The organism is Caballeronia fortuita (genome assembly GCF_001544835.2).
Lineage (GTDB): Bacteria > Pseudomonadota > Gammaproteobacteria > Burkholderiales > Burkholderiaceae > Caballeronia > Caballeronia fortuita.
The window spans coordinates 30,412-47,908 of sequence record NZ_FCNX02000003.1 but is presented as its reverse complement, the minus strand read 5'-3'; the positions used below and the strand labels follow the sequence as shown (position 1 = coordinate 47,908).

Below are 17,497 nucleotides of genomic sequence, written 5' to 3'. Positions count from 1 at the left end.
GCTGGACCCATGCGACGCACGTCTTGTAGGGCGTAGCTCCGCGCGCCATGAGTACGCAAGCAGTGCTAGCAGTCAGCCAAACACGCGAGCGCCACTGATTTTTCGACGGAATCGCGCTGATGCATCGAGCTAGATCGGATCGAAGGATTCCTCGCGAAACACCCAACCAAAGGGTTGACTGTCGAGCCCGAGCGGTAGCTCGGACAGATCAGAGGGGGTTTCTATGAGCTTGCATTGCGACACGACGGGCGTAGGTACGGCGAGGTAGCGCGGATGATCCTTTCCCTCGCCGGTCGCACGGTCGATTCCCAAACGAGACATGTATGGTTGAGCGCGGAGCGACAGTAGTTAAGATAAAATTTGCCGCGGCTGACGCGCGGCGAAATCGCTTTGACTGCAATGGTAGCATCTGCGCAATACGAGAAAAGTGGGAATAACTGATCCTTGTGCTGGTCATGGGCACCCTTCACTGGGCTTCAGAAGCGAGGCTCAGCAGGCGTCAACGCTGCTGTCGGATTTGCCAATCCAGTTGACGTCTCGCTGTTGCAATGACGTCTAGAAAAGTATGAGCCACGACGTCCGGCTCGGTATTGTTCGTCGGGTAGTCGGGAGAACGGTCCCCACCAACCAACAACACTTTGATCCTCTTGCCCATGTGCTTCGTCAAGTCATGTCTATAGTGAGTAGCTTGCTCATAATCGCCGCGGTTTAACGCGTGCGATGGCCGTTTGAACTCGACGAGCAAGCACTCTCCACTAAGATTCTCATTGAGCAGCAGGTCGGGCCGCTTCTTTGAACGCGATCCCGTAAACTTCTTACCGAGCATGTCCTCCACCTGGCGCTGCAGTGTCTGGTTCGAGCTGAATACCGAATACTCGGGGCCAAATACCCAAAGATTTCGCTCGACCGCTCTATGCATCTGCGCTTCGATGGTTTTCTCATCCTTCGCGAGCGCTTCAAGATTGTTAAGAAATTCTCGACGCGCTCCCGCCTGCTCAACGAGATAAGCCATGTCGGCGAGACCAAACTCGTCCAGCGCCTCCGCAAGTGCAACTACATCTCTACGTCGCGCTTCCGCCAAATGCCTAACCACGGAACCGTAGTCTGATCGTTCGATTGCCTCCAGCAGGACATGGATGAAAGGCTCCACTTTCTCCGGCGGTTCGCCGTAGAATTTGTCGAGCACCTTCCTTATCGCGCTTTCGGCATATTCCCGTCGGTTCTCTGGAAGGGCGGCTAGCCGCTCTTTGATTTCGCGCTTCAGCCGGGCATGAGCGAGCTGCAGTTCCTTGCCGTGAGCCTCCTTGAACGCCTGAAGGACAAGGGGCGCAACGACTTCCCTAACCTTCTCTAGAAGCTCGCTATTCTCGATAAGGCTGTCCCAACCGGCGGTGACGTGATCTCGAAGTCCATCCGCATCTATCTCACCGTAGAGACGCTTCAAAAGCTTCGGAGGGAAATCGTCGCGTTCGTCCAATCCGAAGAAAGAGGGTTTCCCTACCACCTTTCCGTCGACACGTATCACGATTCCAGGCTGCCGTGACACCGATTTTTTCTCCGCGATCGCGAACCGAAGCTTGACTTCTCCCACGTTCTGTACAGAAAAGGTGTTGTCCTTGAATGTCCCGACAACGTCGTCAACGCCAAGTGGCTTCCCGTCAACAACGATGCCAAAATCCGTTTCGCGACCATAGTCTTGCAATAGCAATTGGCGAATTCGCTGGGGACTAGGAAACGCCAACTGCTGGTCAAGATCGCTGAGAGTAATCGTCGTCCCATGTGCGCTCGAGTCGCACACAGTCGTAACGAGCTCTAGGTCCAACATGTCAAGGTCGTGAGCGTTTAACAAATCCTGAAGTCGCAGCGTGAAGCTCGTCCTGGTCCCTCGTGCGCAGGTCTCAAGCGTCATCACGGAGGCTGTCATCAGTCCCGCGAACTTGCCGATACCCTTGCGCCCTTTGACCAAACGCTGCTTACGCGCGGTACGCTCGCCACTTCTCGCGCGGCGATCCGACGCGATCGAGAGGTAGTGGTTATTCAACTCCGCTGTGGTCATGCCGCTACCATCGTCTGAGATGACAATCGGCGCGTCGCTCATCGGCTCGGGCAATGATATGGTCACACGCTCTGCGTCGGCGTCCCAAGCGTTGTCCACAAGCTCTTTGAGAGCCTTCTCGCTCGAGGTGTACTCCTGGCTGAGAATGTGTGCCAGCCGGGAATTAACGCTAAAACGGGCTTTGTTGTTTTTCATCTTGCAAAACGGGATCCGGTCTCGTTGCGATCCTTCAGTCTCACCTGTCACTACTAGCTTTTCTGCCCCATCCGTAGTCGTTAACGGCAAAGCTACGGAACACTTTAGTGATCAGGTGCGACGGTGCAGCCCACAGGCGCCATGCCTGTGGGAAGGCAAGTCGTCGAGCGACTCATGTCTTATACGGCAAATCAACCGCGTGTCGAAGCATCCAGGGTCTTGCGCAGGAGAGAGAGCTCTAAGTCCCGACTGGCTCGAACGTACAATCTCTCGAGGACACCTTGAGCCGTCAATACGCTTTCTTCGCTTTTTGGAATTCCAGCGAGCGCCAAGATTCTTCCCCATGCCACTCCTTCAATTGCAGTCGCCTCCGCCGCAATCAGTCGCCCCTGCGCGAGGTAGAAGTCGGATAAACCCGCCAGCACTGACGCCAACCGAAACATCGTACTGACGTTCTCGTCAGCCTTGCGCAGACGCGCGACCGCTTGCTGGTAGCACTTTTCTGCACGGCCCAAATCCCCAGCATATATCTCAAGGCTCGCCTGGGTTAAGAGAAGCTCCGTCGAAAGGTCATAGTCAATTGACAGTTTCCGGTCGGCCGCCGAAGTCGCTAACTCTGAAACCATTGAAAGAACGTCCCGCGCTCGCTCAGTCTCCTTCTTAGATAGAAACACACTCGCGAGACGTAGCAACGATCGTCCACTGTAGGCAAGCCATTCGTTTGAACTACTGGCAATGCAGCACAGTTCTTTCAGCAGACAGTCGAGCAGTTGCCACTCCGGAAGACGCAATACGTCACGGCCTGTTCTAAGCAGGCCGCACCTCTCTGAGATAGAGAACCTAGCAAGCCTGACAACGATGTCGTCGTCGATCTCAGAACTCAACTCTGCAAGCACGGCTGCATAAACTGAAGTTGCTACTCGGTACTTTCCTCGCGCGATTTCTCTATCCGCGAATCGGAGTCTTTCAACAACTTCATCGGTGACTCGCGGCCATGGTGCACGAGTTGAATGTGCACCCTCGGACGCCAAGTCAAGAAGCTTGATCACATCCTCGCTTCGCTGCATTTCCAAGTAAAGAACTGCAAGCTCCATCACATCAGGGGCAAGTCTTTCTTTGAATCGCTGGTATAGCCGCATTGCTTCGGCGCCGTGATCAACGGATGCAATACGGCTTGGCTGTATCTTTGTGAGGATCTTGTTTGTTCGCATCTTTAAAGATGCTACCTTCTGGTCCGCAACAAATAAAAGGTCCCCGTCATTCCGGCGATAACTATGGATTCCGACGCCTTGGGATGATTTTGAGGAATAGATAAAGTCTGCGGCGGACGCGTAAATACGCGGCCACTGGATCAAGTCTTGGAGCTTTTCAAGCAGCACTATCGCTACCTTATCTTTGCTCCCCGCCGTGATTCTTCCATCTCCCCATGAGAATACGTAAAGCGGCGTCGAGTGCCAGTTATGCGCCCCCATCCCCGGCATTTGAGTCAGCTCCGAAATTGCAGCGTCGTCGAATTTTAAAATTTCCGGTTCCGCAGTTGCAACGCTAATAAATCGGATGGATTCCTCCCTTACAACGTCTTGTATAAAAAGTTGACCATCGCGGGTAGAAGCGAAAATGCTCCTGGCGAAACCCGGAAGAGCAGGATCGATTGGCGCGAAACCGTGCGGCTTGAATATGGATTCCATTTCAAATCGCCCCATTCAGTTCGTGCACATGTCGTACGGCTTCCTCGATATGCACTTGATGCTCCATTACCGTTGCGCCTTCATACAGCCTGTACGAAAACACGGGAATGTTCTTCGCAAACGAGTAGGGCAAAACATATGGCGCGTCTTTCAGCGTATCTGGGACAACAAGCGCCAGAACATGTTCCCGGTCGATCGGAACTTTTGTTGCGAGCGCCATCTCGATTGCAAGGCGCCGGTTGTCGGCATGGGCCCCTGCGCGGTCAGAAATCATATCAGCGAGGACAACACGCTCAAGTTCGCCGCCGCGGTACGCGGCTGCCTTTCTGCCGTCGCCGACCCAGTAGTTCCGGTTCGAACCATAAAACGCCTGAATGCACTGGGCGGGCGCTCCGCAGGATGACGGCAGCTCGAAATCCGCCACGTCGTACTCGCGGGGTATCCATTGTTCGTACCTCCCGCTGAGAAAAGCCCCGGTGTCGAACGGGTGCGACTGGACGCTGAACGATTCAATCGTAGGACGAAAAACGATGACGCAGGGTGCCCATTGGCCGGCGCGCATGGAACCGTCGTAGCCAAATCGATAGGCCGGCCGGCCGTAGAACAGGTAGATGAGATCGCGCTTGAAAAATGAACAGCGAGACGGCATGACATAGCCAGTCTCTGCGGCGTCTCGGAATACGCGAGGCGCCATCGAGTGCACCCAAAACAAGTTAGGCTCGGTCCGATGCAGCGTCGGTAGGGCGCGATACAGCCGCGACTGTCTTCCGTCCTCGCTATTTTCAGGACCTAAGAGTGGCGACGATGCCATTTCTTCTTTTCCGTGCTTCGTTCCGGGCGTGCGCACTGGGCCGCACTGGCTCCAAGAGATTTTCGCGCACAGAAGCCTTCCCGCCAATCATTCGATGATTCTGTTTCGAATCGACACACAGTTCGGTATTTTTATTCCGACCCCCATTGACTCATGGAAAGAAGGTCCGCTCCACTCCATCGCCATGCGCATATGGCATTCGGTCAGTGTTGATGAGCGATGATTCGCCTCGGATCCGCGTAGACGTTTTTGCAGCACGGCTCTGCAGAGCGAATGACTGCCCGCCATCGCTTATTTGAGCTAGTTCAACTATAGCTCGATTGGGACGACCGAATTCACAGCGCATTAGGCTGTCGCATTCGTCATTCGCAGGAATTAGGCGTTGAGCCTTCAGAAATCTCTTCGACCTTGTTCGACCGGAGCGCGCCTTCCAACTTAAGCCGTCGTCTTCGTTCTTTGGCGCGCCGCCCGCGGCAGAAACCGGAATATTCTGCAGTCTCGGTAGTGAAGCTGGCTTAATCTCTCGAGCAAGGATCAACATGGTCCATGTTTCCGCGGTCGTTCGGGCTGCGTCGCGTCCATCGAGACTCCACTCTTGATCTCTGCACGAAGTGCCGCTAACGCGTCCCTGTATGTTTCTTTGAGCCCTGCCGTGTTTCCGAGCACAACCAACTTGGTCAGGCTTTCAGGTGATGCGTTGGCAAGTATCATGTTCAACGCATCTTCGCGGGTTTGGGCCGCAGGCATATCATCACATCCGTTCACGGCGCAAAGGATATACGTCGCGAAGTCGACACTATCTTCAAATACGCCAGTCGTGCGGCTCACTTCCACAGGTGAGCAGTGATTGGCGAGTTTAACCATGGGAAGCGCCGGACAGTCAATACCGTTGTCACCGTTTTCATAAAAGATATAGGCAGAAGCACAGTCTCTTTGCCGCAGCCGATTGAATTGATAACCTTGGGTACTATTTCTTCTCGAGATGTCTGCAGCGGAACCGGTATAACGTTTTGCCTGGAATATGAGAGGAACAAAAAAGTCACCTCGTGGGCCGCCTTCTGTCAGCGTCACAATACTATGCTCGAAGTCTTGCGCACAAGAAGGATTGCCTTTGATGTCCAAGATCAAGGCGAAGTCACCGCCGGTTTCTTGCTCGCCCCCGCCCACCGTCAAGTCGAGGCTGCAAACTTCCAGGACGTTTTCTACCCTCCGGAGATAAGAAGATGACGATTCTGTCCAACCAGCGCATGCGCCCTTAATCCCCTCTAAGAAACGCCCTGTTAGCAGATCCTCACGGGATCGAGCGGTGCAGACATCGAGCGCAAAGTCTCGTTGAGCTTGCAAACAGAGGTGGAACAGAAGCCACACCGCACGATTTTGCACATTCATTGGATCGCCGAACTTCCGATCCAGCAGCTCCTCCCAGCAGAGATGAGCAATTCCCCTTTCTACGAGGCCTCTAGTTAGATACATCAGGTTGTGAACGCCAGCGGCGGAAAGAACGCGATGACAGGCCCACAGCTGCTCTGCAATATAGGCGCCCGCGTCTGGGGTCCGCTGAGCTGTCGATAAGCGAGCGAAAAGTGCTTTTTCATTGAATGTCTCAAGCCTTGCGCGCTTCGTCATAGAGTCTATCTCATCTTGGCTGACACCAAAATGTTCAAGAAAGCTTTTCTGATCCATTTAAGTTGCGAGTTGGAATTGAACTAACTGCGCGAAGGGAAAGATTCTCCGACGATGGTTTCGGCACGGTCCGTATCACGCTGCGATTCCGATGTCCTTTAGCATGCGTGTTTCTGCTAACGACAACCCCTCGTGATCCGCTTCGAGAATGTCAAGGCTATACTTTAGGATCGCTATTGTCCGATCCATTTCTTGCAAGAGCATCCAGTTCAAAAAATTAATGAAATAGAAAGCCGGAACTAGGAAAACGAGCACACGAACGAATGTTTCCGAGTGCGACCACAGCGATGTTGCGAGTCCGACGAAAGCCGCGATTGCCGGAAATAGCCCAATCCTGTCGAGCGCCCCGGCGAGCATCGCACCGCGCTTTTCGAATGAGCTACGCTCGTGGCTGAATTGAACCAGCATATAAGCTATGGCGTTCCGATTGCAGCGGAGGAGCCGGTGGAAGAGCGGTAGATCGATGCGAGAACAAGCTTCAACCGACCAAAGCAGAGGCGAATATGGGGCCTTGCGCAGGCGGTTGATAAACGGGACAGCGCCGCCGATCCCAATGAACGATGCAGTAAGCAGTATCAGTCCAACGAACGCGCTCTCTACCAAAAAGGCGTCTCGCAACGATTCCTTCTCGAACGCCCAGCTCAGAAACAGCAAGCAAAACAGCGCACTTAACATCGCGATCGAGTGGTCTCGTAGTGCCGTGGCAGCCTTATCGAACCATAGCTCCATCGGTGTTCGATTTCCCGCTGGCCGCTTTCGAGTGGTGAGCTCGACTACAATCTCATGCACTTCCGATATGTCCGCGTCACTGATAGAGCGACGTTCGATTTTGGTCATCGGCTGAGCTCCCTGTTCCTGGTGGCAAGTTCTTGGTGAGGCGCATGGCCCATCCGCGCGCCAGATCTGGTTCGGCCTTCTTGCAGGGCCCGAAAACCTGTGGGTAGTAGGCACGCTCGTTTACGGCAAACGCTGAAAGAACTTTAATCTTGGGAGAGTTCATCGAACGTTCCCGCGTATAGATCTTGTGCGCTCCGCCAGGCTGACCGAGTGCCTACGCCCGAAACAAACCCTTGAACACCGGCAGCCAGAGGGGACTGCTCTTGTTCTCAAAGTAGCAGGCCACTTCGCCGCTGTCGAGGCAGCCAGAGCCTCGAGCTCGCAAGCGGCTACGGCTGAGAAGACCGACGCCCACAACGTGTTCCCGGCCATCGCCAGATGGGACTGACTGACGGCCAACGGCGCAGCACTCGGTGCTTGCGTGCGATCTCCATCTTGCCGCGCTAGGCTCGATAGCTGGTCAGCCTCGACGCTCTCGAAACCAAATAAGATAAGCGCTGGTCGCGCTCCCGACAGCTGACTTCGCGCCGCTTTCTTCGCCGTATCGAAAACCGCACTGACTAGCCCATCGTCTTCGGAGCTAAAGGACGAGCAACAACGCACCGACGCCGTGTCTTCCCATAACCAATACGCTCCGGTTCCGCGTGCCAGTTATGTCGTCGACGATTGCACGAGCGTCTTCGCTATCTGTCCGCAACTCAACCCCTCGAAGTCGTTGCACCTCACAGTCGCCAGTGTGACTAGCGAAAAGTATCGTCGGTCGAGTTGTCCGTCCATCTGGACGCGTCAATCATAGGACGGCGGCAAGAAAGCTGCCACGAAGACGGTGTCGATAATCGCTATGGCCAAAACGTTGGGCAGTTTTTCGGGCATCGTCATGTTGAAGTAGGCGATTCCCTTCAAGAGCGCGATTGCGGCGACCGCTTGGTCATCCGAAGAACCAGGCGGCATCCTATTAAGACGGTCCCTGAATCTTCCTATGAGGCGCCCAACGATGTCGCGCCTCTCGAGGAATAGGACGTTGATGCGTTGTCGGAATGTTGCATCGCGCAGGGCATGCATGCGTGCTTCAGCCCAGATAAGGTAGCTATCGCTGTCGCCATGGCGCCGCACATTCAATAAAGTTAGCTGCGACTGAAGGTCTTCAGCGAATGAGGCTGCGTCCAGTAGCGCCTGCAGATCGTCTCGCTCATTCTGATGACGGAGAAGTAGCAGCTCGGCGAAAACATCGCACGTACTGCTGTAGTGCGAGTAGAAGGCGCCACGCGTATATCCGGCGCGTGCAGCGATGTCTTCCACGCTCGTCGCGGCAAACCCTTTCTCGGCAATGCTCGACGCCGCTGCATCGAGCAAACGCCGCCGCGTCCTCTCTCGGCTCTCTGCTCGAGTCAGTCGTTTAGGTGGCATACCGCGAAGCGCTCATATCGAAAATGGGCGATGGGAGGACCGACGTTGTTGGCAAGTACGTGTTATGTAGCCTTGCTACTCACTGGCGACCGCTTCGGCTTCAGCGGGTTTCCACCCTCCACCGAGCGCCTTGAACGCCGCTACCGCTGCGCGCGCCGATTCCGTTTGCGCCTGCACCCGCTCATCGGAGGCGCGCAAAAGACTGTCGTCTGCCTGCAGCACTTCGATCAGGCTCACGACACCCTTTTGATAAGCGGCGAACGAGGACGCTCGCGCCCGGCCGAGCGAGTTCACGCCTTGCGCGAGAATGGCAGCCTGATCCTCGCGCTTGACCAGTGCCGAGAAAGAATTCTCGACGTCCTCCGTAGCATGCAATGCGGCAAGCCGGTACGCGGCGAGCATTTCCGCTTCGTGCCCTTTGGCCTCATTGATCTGCGCATTGATGCGGCCGAAATCGAACAGGCGCCAGCGCAGCCCCAGCACGCCGGCACCTTGACTGGCACCGCTACTGAACAGGTTGCCGCTGGCCACCGAGGTAGCGCTGCCGATCAGGCCGCTGAGCGACACCTTAGGGTAATACTCTGCGATGGCCACGCCGACACGCGCGTTCGATGCAGCGAGGCGCCGCTCGGCCACGATCAGGTCGGGTCGACGCCTGAGCAACTCTCCCGGCGCTCCGGTGTCCGCGATTCGAGGGGCGGAGGGGATATCGCCGCCCTCGAGCAGTTCCGCCCGATGCGTGCCAGGTTGTGAACCCAGCATCACATCCAACGCGTTCATCGCTGCATCCATCCCCGCCTCGAGGACCGGGATGGATGCCCGAACCTGAGCCAGCGCGCCTTCAGCCTGGCTCACCTGAAGGTCGGCCGCGAGGCCCTTTCCATACAGAAGTTTGATGGTGGAAAGTAGATCTTGCTGCGTCTGCGACTGCTTGCGAGCAACCTGCAGACGAGCCTGCAATCCACGAATTGTGATGTAGATGTCTGCAGTCTGCGCTGCCACCGCGAGGCGCGTTGCCACCTCGCCGGCCTCCGAAGCCTGATAGTCGGCAAGCGCCGCTTCCCGCCCGTGACGCAGGCCCCCGAACACATCCAGTTCCCAGCTCGCGTTGAAATTAGCCTCGTAGTCGTTGCCGTAACGGTCGAAGCCGGGCGTTGAATTCAAGAGCCGCCCCAAGGGAGTTTCGACCGACTGGTAGACGCGCGCCGCCTGGCCGCTGACATTGCCGGACGGTAGCAGTGCGGCGTTCGCCGCGCCGAGTCCAGCGCGCGCTTGCGTAACGCGCGCGGCCGCCTGCGCGAGGTCGAGATTCTGGTCCAGCGCAAGCGTGACATATCGCGTCAGTTGCGGATCGCCGAACCCGGTCCACCACGTGACAAGATCGGCAGTCGCCGTCGCCTGCCTGTGAGCAACTGCCGGCTGGCCCAAAAAGCTGTCTGGCATAGCGACGCTCGGTCGCACATAATCAGGACCGACCGCGCAGCCTGTCGAGAGGCTCGCGACAATGACCGCGGCAACGAGGTGTTTCGGTAGCATGGGCGTCTTCGCAGGGATTCCGGTTGTGACTATAATACCAAACAGTCACAGGTTGTCCATTCCTGTATGCTATGCCTATGAAAAACACCACTACCCCCTCCGCTTCCCCACGCGGTCCTGCCGAGCACGACGTGCGGGACCAAATCGTCGCTGCGGCCACCGAGCACTTCAGCCGGTATGGCTACGATAAAACGACAGTCTCGGACCTCGCCAAGGCGATCGGGTTTTCCAAGGCCTACATCTACAAGTTCTTCGAGTCCAAGCAGGCCATTGGCGAGATGATCTGCGCGAACTGCCTGCACGAGATCGAAAGCGAGGTCAGGAAAGCCGTCGCAGACACCGATTTGCCGCCCGAGAAGCTACGGCGGATGTTCAAAGTCATTACCGATGCTAGCCTCCGGCTGTTTTTCCTTGACCGCAAGCTTTACGACATCGCTGCGTCGGCAGCCACGGAAAACTGGCAGGCGGTGCAAGTCTACGAAGAACGCGTGCAGAAGCTGCTCCAGGACGTCCTGCAGGAAGGCCGGCAGAACGGAGACTTCGAACGCAAGACGCCGCTGGACGAAACCGCAAGGGCGATCTATCTCGTGATGCGCCCATACCTCAATCCACTGCTGCTTCAGTACAGCCGTGACACCACGGACGTCGCGCCCGCACAGTTGGCCAGCTTGGTACTTCGCAGCCTGTCGCCCTAACCGACACTAAGGTTGTGACGCTTGACTGTACTGGTCACTAGAACCATAATGAAATCCATCATCACTCATCGATGGAAATTTCATGTTCTCGCGTCGCCTCGCCGCCTCGGCACTCGCCTGTGCGTTGCCGCTTGCACTAACCGCCTGCGGCGCAAAAGCACCGCCTGATCCGCGCACTGAGGTGCCGCTGGTGAGGACCGCTATCGTCCAACGCGCGATCCCCGCATCCCGTTCGTTTACCGGAACCATCGCCGCCCGGGTGGAGAGCGACCTTGGTTTCCGGGTTTCCGGCAAGGTGCTGGAGCGGCTGGTGGATGCCGGGCAAACCGTCAAACGTGGGCAGCCGCTGATGCGCCTCGACCCTATCGATCTCAAGCTTGCCGCGCAGGCGCGGCACGAGGCGGTGACCGCCGCCCGGGCGCGAGCGGAGCAGACCGCGCAGGATGAGCAGCGGTACCGCGATCTGCGAGGCACGGGTGCGATATCAGCTTCGGCCTACGACCAGGCCAAGGCGGCCGCGGATGCCGCGAGGGCGCAGCTCAACGCGGCCGAGGCCGACGCCAACGTCGCGCGTAATGCCACTGGCTATGCCGCGTTGGTCGCCGACGGCGATGGCGTCGTGATGGAGACGCTCGCCGAACCGGGCCAGGTCGTCAGCGCAGGCCAGACCGTGGTGCGTCTGGCCCATGCCGGCAGCCGCGAGGCCGTTATCCAGTTGCCCGAAACGCTGCGCCCGCGAATCGGCTCGGTTGCACAAGCGACGCTGTTCGGCTACGGCGGCGTCAGCGTGCCGGCGACACTGCGCCAGCTCTCGGATACGGCGGACCTCCGCACCCGAACCTTCGAAGCGCGGTATGTCCTGCAAGGTGAACTTGCCAGCGCCCCACTGGGTGCCACGGTGACAGTCCAGATTGCCGACACAGGTTCTGCGGTGCACGCCGGTTGGCAGGTGCCCATCGGCGCGCTGCTCGATGCGGGCAATGGGCCGGGCGTGTGGGTAATCAATGGAGAACCGGCCAAGGTTTCTTGGCGGCCGGTGACGGTCGAACATTTGGACGACGATAGCGCGCGCATCTCCGCTGGACTAAAGCAAGGTGAGCGGGTCGTCGCGCTCGGCGCACAATTGCTGCGCGACGGCCAGCCGGTCCGCGTCGCCGGCCAGGCCGTCGCGATGGCGAGCGAAGGAGCACGTCCGTGAGCGAAGGCCGATTCAACCTGTCGGCGCTCGCTGTGCGCGAGCGTGCGATAACGCTGTTCCTCATCTGCCTGATCTCGCTTGCCGGGCTCGTGTCCTTCTTAAAGCTCGGTCGCGCGGAAGACCCTGCCTTTACGGTCAAGGTAATGACCATCGTCACCGCATGGCCGGGCGCAACCGCCCAAGAAATGCACGATCAGGTTGCCGAGAAGATCGAAAAGCGCATGCAGGAATTGCGCTGGTACGACCGCACCGAAACCTATACGCGCCCCGGGCTGGCCTTCACGACGCTGACGCTGCTCGACAGCACACCGCCATCGGAGGTACAGGAAGAGTTCTACCAGGCCCGGAAAAAAATTGGTGACGAAGCAGCTAAGCTTCCGGGTGGCGTGATAGGGCCGATGGTCAATGACGAATATGCGGACGTCACGTTTGCCCTTTTCGCACTGAAGGCTAAAGGCGAACCGCAGCGCCGGCTGGTGCGCGATGCGGAGACGCTGCGCCAACGGTTGCTCCACGTGCCGGGTGTGAAGAAGGTCGACATCATCGGCGAGCAGTCGGAGAGAATCTATATCCAGCTCTCACATGAGCGGCTGGCAACGCTGGGCGTGAGCCCCCAGGACGTGTTCGCCGCGCTCAACGGCCAGAACGCGCTGACGCCGGCCGGCTCCGTGGAGACCAAAGGTCCGGAGGTTTTCATTCGCCTCGACGGCGCGTTTGACAACCTTCAGAAGATCCGTGACACGCCGGTCGTAGCGCAGGGCCGCACGCTGAAGCTGTCGGACATTGCCACCGTTACGCGTGGCTATGAAGATCCGGCGACGTTCATGATCCGCAACAACGGCGAACCGGCACTTCTGCTCGGCATCGTCATGCGCGACGGCTCGAACGGACTCGATCTCGGCAAGGCGCTAGACGGCGAGGTGGGCGCAATCAACGCCGGGCTGCCGCTGGGCATGAGCCTGACCAAGGTCACGGATCAGGCCGTGAACATCAGCTCGGCGGTCGATGAGTTCATGGTCAAGTTTTTTGTTGCGCTGCTGGTGGTCATGCTGGTGAGTTTCATCAGCATGGGATGGCGGGTGGGTCTCGTCGTTGCCGCGGCCGTACCGCTGACACTCGCGGTGGTGTTCGTCGTGATGGCCGCGACCGGCAAGAACTTCGATCGCATCACGCTTGGGTCGCTGATCCTGGCGCTCGGCCTACTCGTGGACGACGCGATCATCGCGATCGAGATGATGGTGGTAAAGATGGAGGAAGGCTACAGCCGCATCGCTGCCTCCGCCTACGCGTGGAGTCATACGGCCGCGCCGATGCTGGCGGGCACGCTGGTGACCGCCGTCGGCTTCATGCCCAATGGCTTCGCGCGCTCCACGGCCGGCGAGTACACCAGCAACATGTTCTGGATCGTCGGCATCGCGCTGATCGCATCGTGGGTCGTCGCCGTGGTCTTCACGCCCTACCTGGGTGTGAAGATGCTGCCCGACTTCAAAAGAATTGAAGGCGGTCACGACGCGATCTACGACACGCCGCGCTACAACCGCTTCCGTCAGTTGCTCACGCGGGTCATCGCGCGCAAATGGCTGGTCGCCGGTTCGGTCGTGGGCCTCTTCGTCCTGGCCATCCTCGGCATGGGCGTGGTCAAGAAACAGTTTTTCCCGATCTCCGACCGTCCGGAAGTACTGGTCGAGGTGCAGATGCCCTATGGCACGTCGATCGCGCAAACCAGCGCCGCCACGAGGAAGGTCGAAGCGTGGCTCGCTAAGCAGAAGGAAGCAAAGATCGTCACCGCCTATGTCGGGCAGGGTGCGCCGCGTTTCTATCTAGCAATGGGACCAGAACTACCCGACCCGTCGTTCGCCAAGATCGTGATCCGCACGGACAGCCAGGAAGAGCGCGACGCGCTGAAGCAGCGACTCCGTCAGGCAGTCTCTAACGGTCTCGCCCCCGAGGCACGCGTGCGGGTCACACAGCTTGTGTTCGGGCCGTATTCGCCGTTCCCGGTCGCCTATCGCGTCACCGGTCCGGACCCCGACAAGTTACGTGGTATTGCCGCCGAAGTTCAAGAGGTGATGGACGGCAGTCCAATGATGCGCACAGTCAATGCGGACTGGGGCACGCGCTCGCCGACGCTGCACTTCACGCTGCAGCAGGACCGCCTTCAGGCGGTGGGACTGACGTCCAGCGCCGTGGCTCAACAACTGCAGTTCCTCCTTACCGGCGTGCCTGTCACCGCCGTGCGCGAGGATATTCGGACCGTGCAGGTCATGGCTCGTTCGGCCGGCGATGTTCGTCTCGACCCGGCACGGCTCGGCGACTTCACGCTGGCCGGCGCGAACGGGCAACGCATTCCGCTGTCGCAGGTGGGCAAGGTCGTCGTGCGCATGGAGGAACCCATCATGCGCTGGCGCGATCGCGCACCGACGATCACGGTACGGGGCGACATTGCTGACAACCTTCAGCCGCCGGACGTCTCGACTGCAATCACGAAGCAGCTTCAGCCCATCATGGCAAACCTTCCCATCGGCTACCGGATCGAGGAAGCCGGCTCCGTCGAGGAATCGGGCAAGGCGACGAAAGCCATGCTGCCGCTCTTCCCTATCATGCTGGCGGTTACGCTCATCATCATCATCTTCCAGGTGCGCTCGATCTCCGCCATGGTGATGGTGTTCCTGACCAGCCCGCTGGGCCTGATCGGAGTGGTGCCGACGTTGATCCTGTTCCGGCAGCCGTTCGGCATCAATGCGCTGGTCGGTCTCATCGCGCTATCGGGCATCCTAATGCGCAACACGCTGATCCTGATCGGACAGATCCACCAGAACGAACAGGCGGGGCTGGATCCTTTCCATGCCGTCGTCGAGGCCACTGTGCAACGTGCGCGCCCAGTGATCCTGACCGCTATGGCAGCAATCCTCGCGTTTATTCCGCTAACCCACTCTGTGTTCTGGGGCACGCTCGCGTACACCCTAATCGGCGGAACATTTGCAGGGACAGTACTGACTCTGGTGTTCCTGCCGGCGATGTATTCAATCTGGTTCAAAATCCGGCCGAGCGACAGCGCGAGTTACCACAATGACCGCCGGGAGCACGCCTCTGCAACCGAATCGACGCGCCAGGAAGCGCTCGACGCGAGCAGTTGAAGCGAAACCAGTTCACCATGTCGAAGGAAACTGCCATGCACAGTTCCAATGTGGTCATCGTGACCGGAGTGTCGTCCGGCATCGGGCGCGCGACGGCAGAAAAATTCGCAAATCGCGGTTGCCGCGTATTCGGAACCATACGCAGCATTGCACGAACGTCGCAATTGAGCGGTGTGGAGCTGGTGCAGATGGATGTTCGTGACGATGCTTCCGTTCGAAACGCGGTTAATACGATTATCGACCGCGCCGGACGTATCGACGTGCTCGTCAATAACGCCGGCACGACGCTGATCGGCGGGGTGGAGGAAACTTCAGTTACCGAAGCCGCGGCGCTGTTCAACACGAACGTATTTAGCATTCTGCGCACGACCCAGGCAGTGCTTCCTTACATGCGAGTGCAACGACACGGACGGATCGTCAATGTCAGTTCGGTACTCGGCTTTTTGCCGGCACCATATATGGGCCTCTATGCCGCGTCCAAGCATGCGGTCGAAGGGTTGACCGAGACGCTGGATCACGAAATCCGCCAGTTCGGTATCCGGGCAACGCTCGTCGAGCCGTCCTTTACGCGGACTAATCTGGACGTCAATGCGCCTCAGGTGTGTTCGAAAATTGCGGCGTACGAACGCGAGCGTGGGCTTGCGTCGACCGCAGTCGTCAACAGCGTCAGAGGTGCTCCTCTGCCGGATGTCGTAGCCAATACAATTGTTGAAGCGTCGCTTGGTAACTGGGGGATGCGCTTTGCGCCGGCAGGACAGGCGTCTCTCTTGAGGAAGCTGCGGCGCTTTATGCCGGCAGGTCCGGTCGACGCTAGTTTGAGGAAGACATTTGGCCTCCGTGAACCCTGAGTCCGCGGCAAGGTCTGCGCCCTGTGGTCGCCAAGAGCGTGCTAGCGTGCGCCCCCCGACGTCGACTCGGCGCGCTCAAGCAGGCCGGCCTCAAACTGCTTCGAACGCGTCAGAAATTTCTGACGAACCAAATCAGCAAATCCTGACAATACGTTCCTATGCGCCTGATTGGACTGAGACAGCGATGCACGTGGCGTCGGTTCATCACCTAGCGGGAAGGGAGATGGCCCCAGGCGAGATATCGCTTCGCGTTCAGGTCGAAAGACTCGTGGCTGAGACGCGCGACGAGCGAATGCGCGTGCGCTTCGTCACACGGTGGCGCGAGGGCGCTAGGCGCCGACTGTGCATGGAGATCGGCTGGACGGGCCGCTTATCATTGGTTTTCTTCTTTCGCCACGCCGACCGCTCTTGGTTTCTGTTCCCGCCGGAGCACCGCCGGCCGGGAATGGGCAACGGTGCCGCGGCGGTTTGATCTTGCACGAAACAAGGAGCCAACCATGTTCAACGATGCTTCGAACGCGCTAACGCTGTATGTGATTGATGCGCGCACCTGGCTCGACGAGTGGTACGACCATGCTCGGCTCGCAGGCTTCGTGGAGCCACCCATCACGCTTGACGAGACCATCGCGGATCGTCTCGAAGGCTATTTCCAGGCGGGCCTAACGCCGGCGGACGGCGCGATCGCATTCTTTGGAACCGTACATTGAGTAAGAAGCAGGAACGATCTCTCAGGTCCCACCTCGGGACTTTTGCGCCGACCCACAGTCGGCGCTTTTTTTTGCCCATGAAGCGGTGTACATGGCCACCCTTCGCAAGTTCTGGATTCTAGGGCCCAGCGCGGACGATCCCAGCAATCACGAGGGTGCTACCGCTTCAACGACGTCACATAGGCAGGTCAAATCAGCAAGTCAACCTCAAGGCCCAAACATTAAACCCCTCGTTGCACTTCGAGTTGAGACCGCCCTCTCATAGAAAACGCGGATGTCGCTGTGCATCGTTGCGGTGACGAGATATCGAAAACCCTAGCGCCTCGGCTGTGGCCGATGACCGGCACCGCGGTGAATCGAATGGAACCACGCATGGCTTCTTCGACCCTGAAGCCGTCGCCGGGCGCCATTTCTGTGTCAAGGACGACCATTAGGGGCGCCCATGCTTGTGGGATTTGAAGAGCGGCGTGCCGCCGTGCGACACGAGAGCATGGTAGCCGTATGCCGTCAGGGCCGCCGCAAGCGCGTCGGCCATACCCGCATCGTCATAGACGTCCAGCACGGCATACTTGTTACAGAGAGACATCGAGAAAGCGTTGAGCACGCTCGCGATGAGGTGGCGCGCGCGACGATCATGTGTCGGCCATTAGAGGCGCGAAGCTTCTCGCAGCGAAGGGCGTTCGCTTGCTTTCCGAGGAA

Annotated in this window: 13 protein-coding genes; 5 read left to right on the top strand and 8 right to left on the bottom strand. The window is 58.4% G+C overall.

The genetic code is table 11. The annotated features are described in order from the left end of the window. Positions 1-499 precede the first annotated feature (499 nt). The 7 genes from AWB77_RS07255 to AWB77_RS07220 form a co-directional block, all read right to left on the bottom strand. The gene (locus tag AWB77_RS07255) at positions 500-2,251 is read right to left on the bottom strand and encodes an ATP-binding protein (protein WP_061133752.1); all 1,752 of its coding nucleotides are present in this window, start codon (positions 2,249-2,251) and stop codon (positions 500-502) included. Positions 2,252-2,442: 191 nt separating this feature from the next. Next, positions 2,443-3,939 (bottom strand): hypothetical protein, encoded by a 1,497-nt coding sequence (locus tag AWB77_RS07250; RefSeq protein ID WP_157694768.1) that lies wholly within the window; start codon positions 3,937-3,939, stop codon positions 2,443-2,445. Position 3,940: 1 nt separating this feature from the next. Further along, positions 3,941-4,750 (bottom strand): hypothetical protein, encoded by an 810-nt coding sequence (locus tag AWB77_RS36595; protein WP_208601505.1) that lies wholly within the window; start codon positions 4,748-4,750, stop codon positions 3,941-3,943. A gap of 534 nt (positions 4,751-5,284) precedes the next feature. Next, positions 5,285-6,433 carry a hypothetical protein gene (locus AWB77_RS07240; protein ID WP_061133749.1) on the bottom strand — a complete coding sequence of 383 codons (1,149 nt, stop codon included), beginning with the start codon at positions 6,431-6,433 and terminating at the stop codon, positions 5,285-5,287. Between the two features lie 75 nt (positions 6,434-6,508). Then, a complete protein-coding gene (locus tag AWB77_RS07235; protein WP_157694767.1) occupies positions 6,509-7,270 on the bottom strand; it encodes a hypothetical protein in 762 nt (253 codons plus the stop codon). Between the two features lie 786 nt (positions 7,271-8,056). Continuing rightward, positions 8,057-8,623 (bottom strand): TetR/AcrR family transcriptional regulator, encoded by a 567-nt coding sequence (locus AWB77_RS07225; RefSeq protein WP_244158479.1) that lies wholly within the window; start codon positions 8,621-8,623, stop codon positions 8,057-8,059. 129 nt (positions 8,624-8,752) lie between these two features. Beyond that, a complete protein-coding gene (locus AWB77_RS07220; RefSeq protein ID WP_061133746.1) occupies positions 8,753-10,213 on the bottom strand; it encodes an efflux transporter outer membrane subunit in 1,461 nt (486 codons plus the stop codon). Between the two features lie 77 nt (positions 10,214-10,290). On the opposite strand from AWB77_RS07220, the gene AWB77_RS07215 reads away from it, so the two are divergent. The 5 genes from AWB77_RS07215 to AWB77_RS07190 all read left to right on the top strand — a co-directional run bounded on the left by AWB77_RS07215 (position 10,291) and on the right by AWB77_RS07190 (position 16,798). Continuing rightward, complete coding sequence (locus tag AWB77_RS07215; protein ID WP_061133745.1) at positions 10,291-10,908, top strand: TetR/AcrR family transcriptional regulator; 618 nt, start codon at positions 10,291-10,293, stop codon at positions 10,906-10,908. A gap of 82 nt (positions 10,909-10,990) precedes the next feature. After that, positions 10,991-12,106, top strand: coding sequence for an efflux RND transporter periplasmic adaptor subunit (locus AWB77_RS07210; protein ID WP_061133744.1), 1,116 nt, complete (start codon positions 10,991-10,993; stop codon positions 12,104-12,106). Beyond that, entirely contained in the window at positions 12,103-15,243 is a 3,141-nt protein-coding gene (locus AWB77_RS07205; RefSeq protein ID WP_061133743.1) for an efflux RND transporter permease subunit, read from the top strand. The genes AWB77_RS07210 and AWB77_RS07205 overlap by 4 nt, the downstream gene beginning before the upstream one ends. Before the next feature lie 35 nt (positions 15,244-15,278). Further along, positions 15,279-16,091 carry an oxidoreductase gene (locus AWB77_RS07200; protein ID WP_061134063.1) on the top strand — a complete coding sequence of 271 codons (813 nt, stop codon included), beginning with the start codon at positions 15,279-15,281 and terminating at the stop codon, positions 16,089-16,091. A 497-nt stretch (positions 16,092-16,588) separates the two neighbouring features. Beyond that, positions 16,589-16,798: a hypothetical protein gene (locus AWB77_RS07190; protein ID WP_061133741.1), complete on the top strand. Its 210-nt coding sequence runs from the start codon at positions 16,589-16,591 to the stop codon at positions 16,796-16,798. A 430-nt stretch (positions 16,799-17,228) separates the two neighbouring features. Here AWB77_RS07190 and AWB77_RS35640 read toward each other — a convergent pair whose 3' ends face one another. Next, a complete protein-coding gene (locus AWB77_RS35640; RefSeq protein WP_157694766.1) occupies positions 17,229-17,384 on the bottom strand; it encodes a hypothetical protein in 156 nt (51 codons plus the stop codon). Positions 17,385-17,497: the final 113 nt, after the last annotated feature.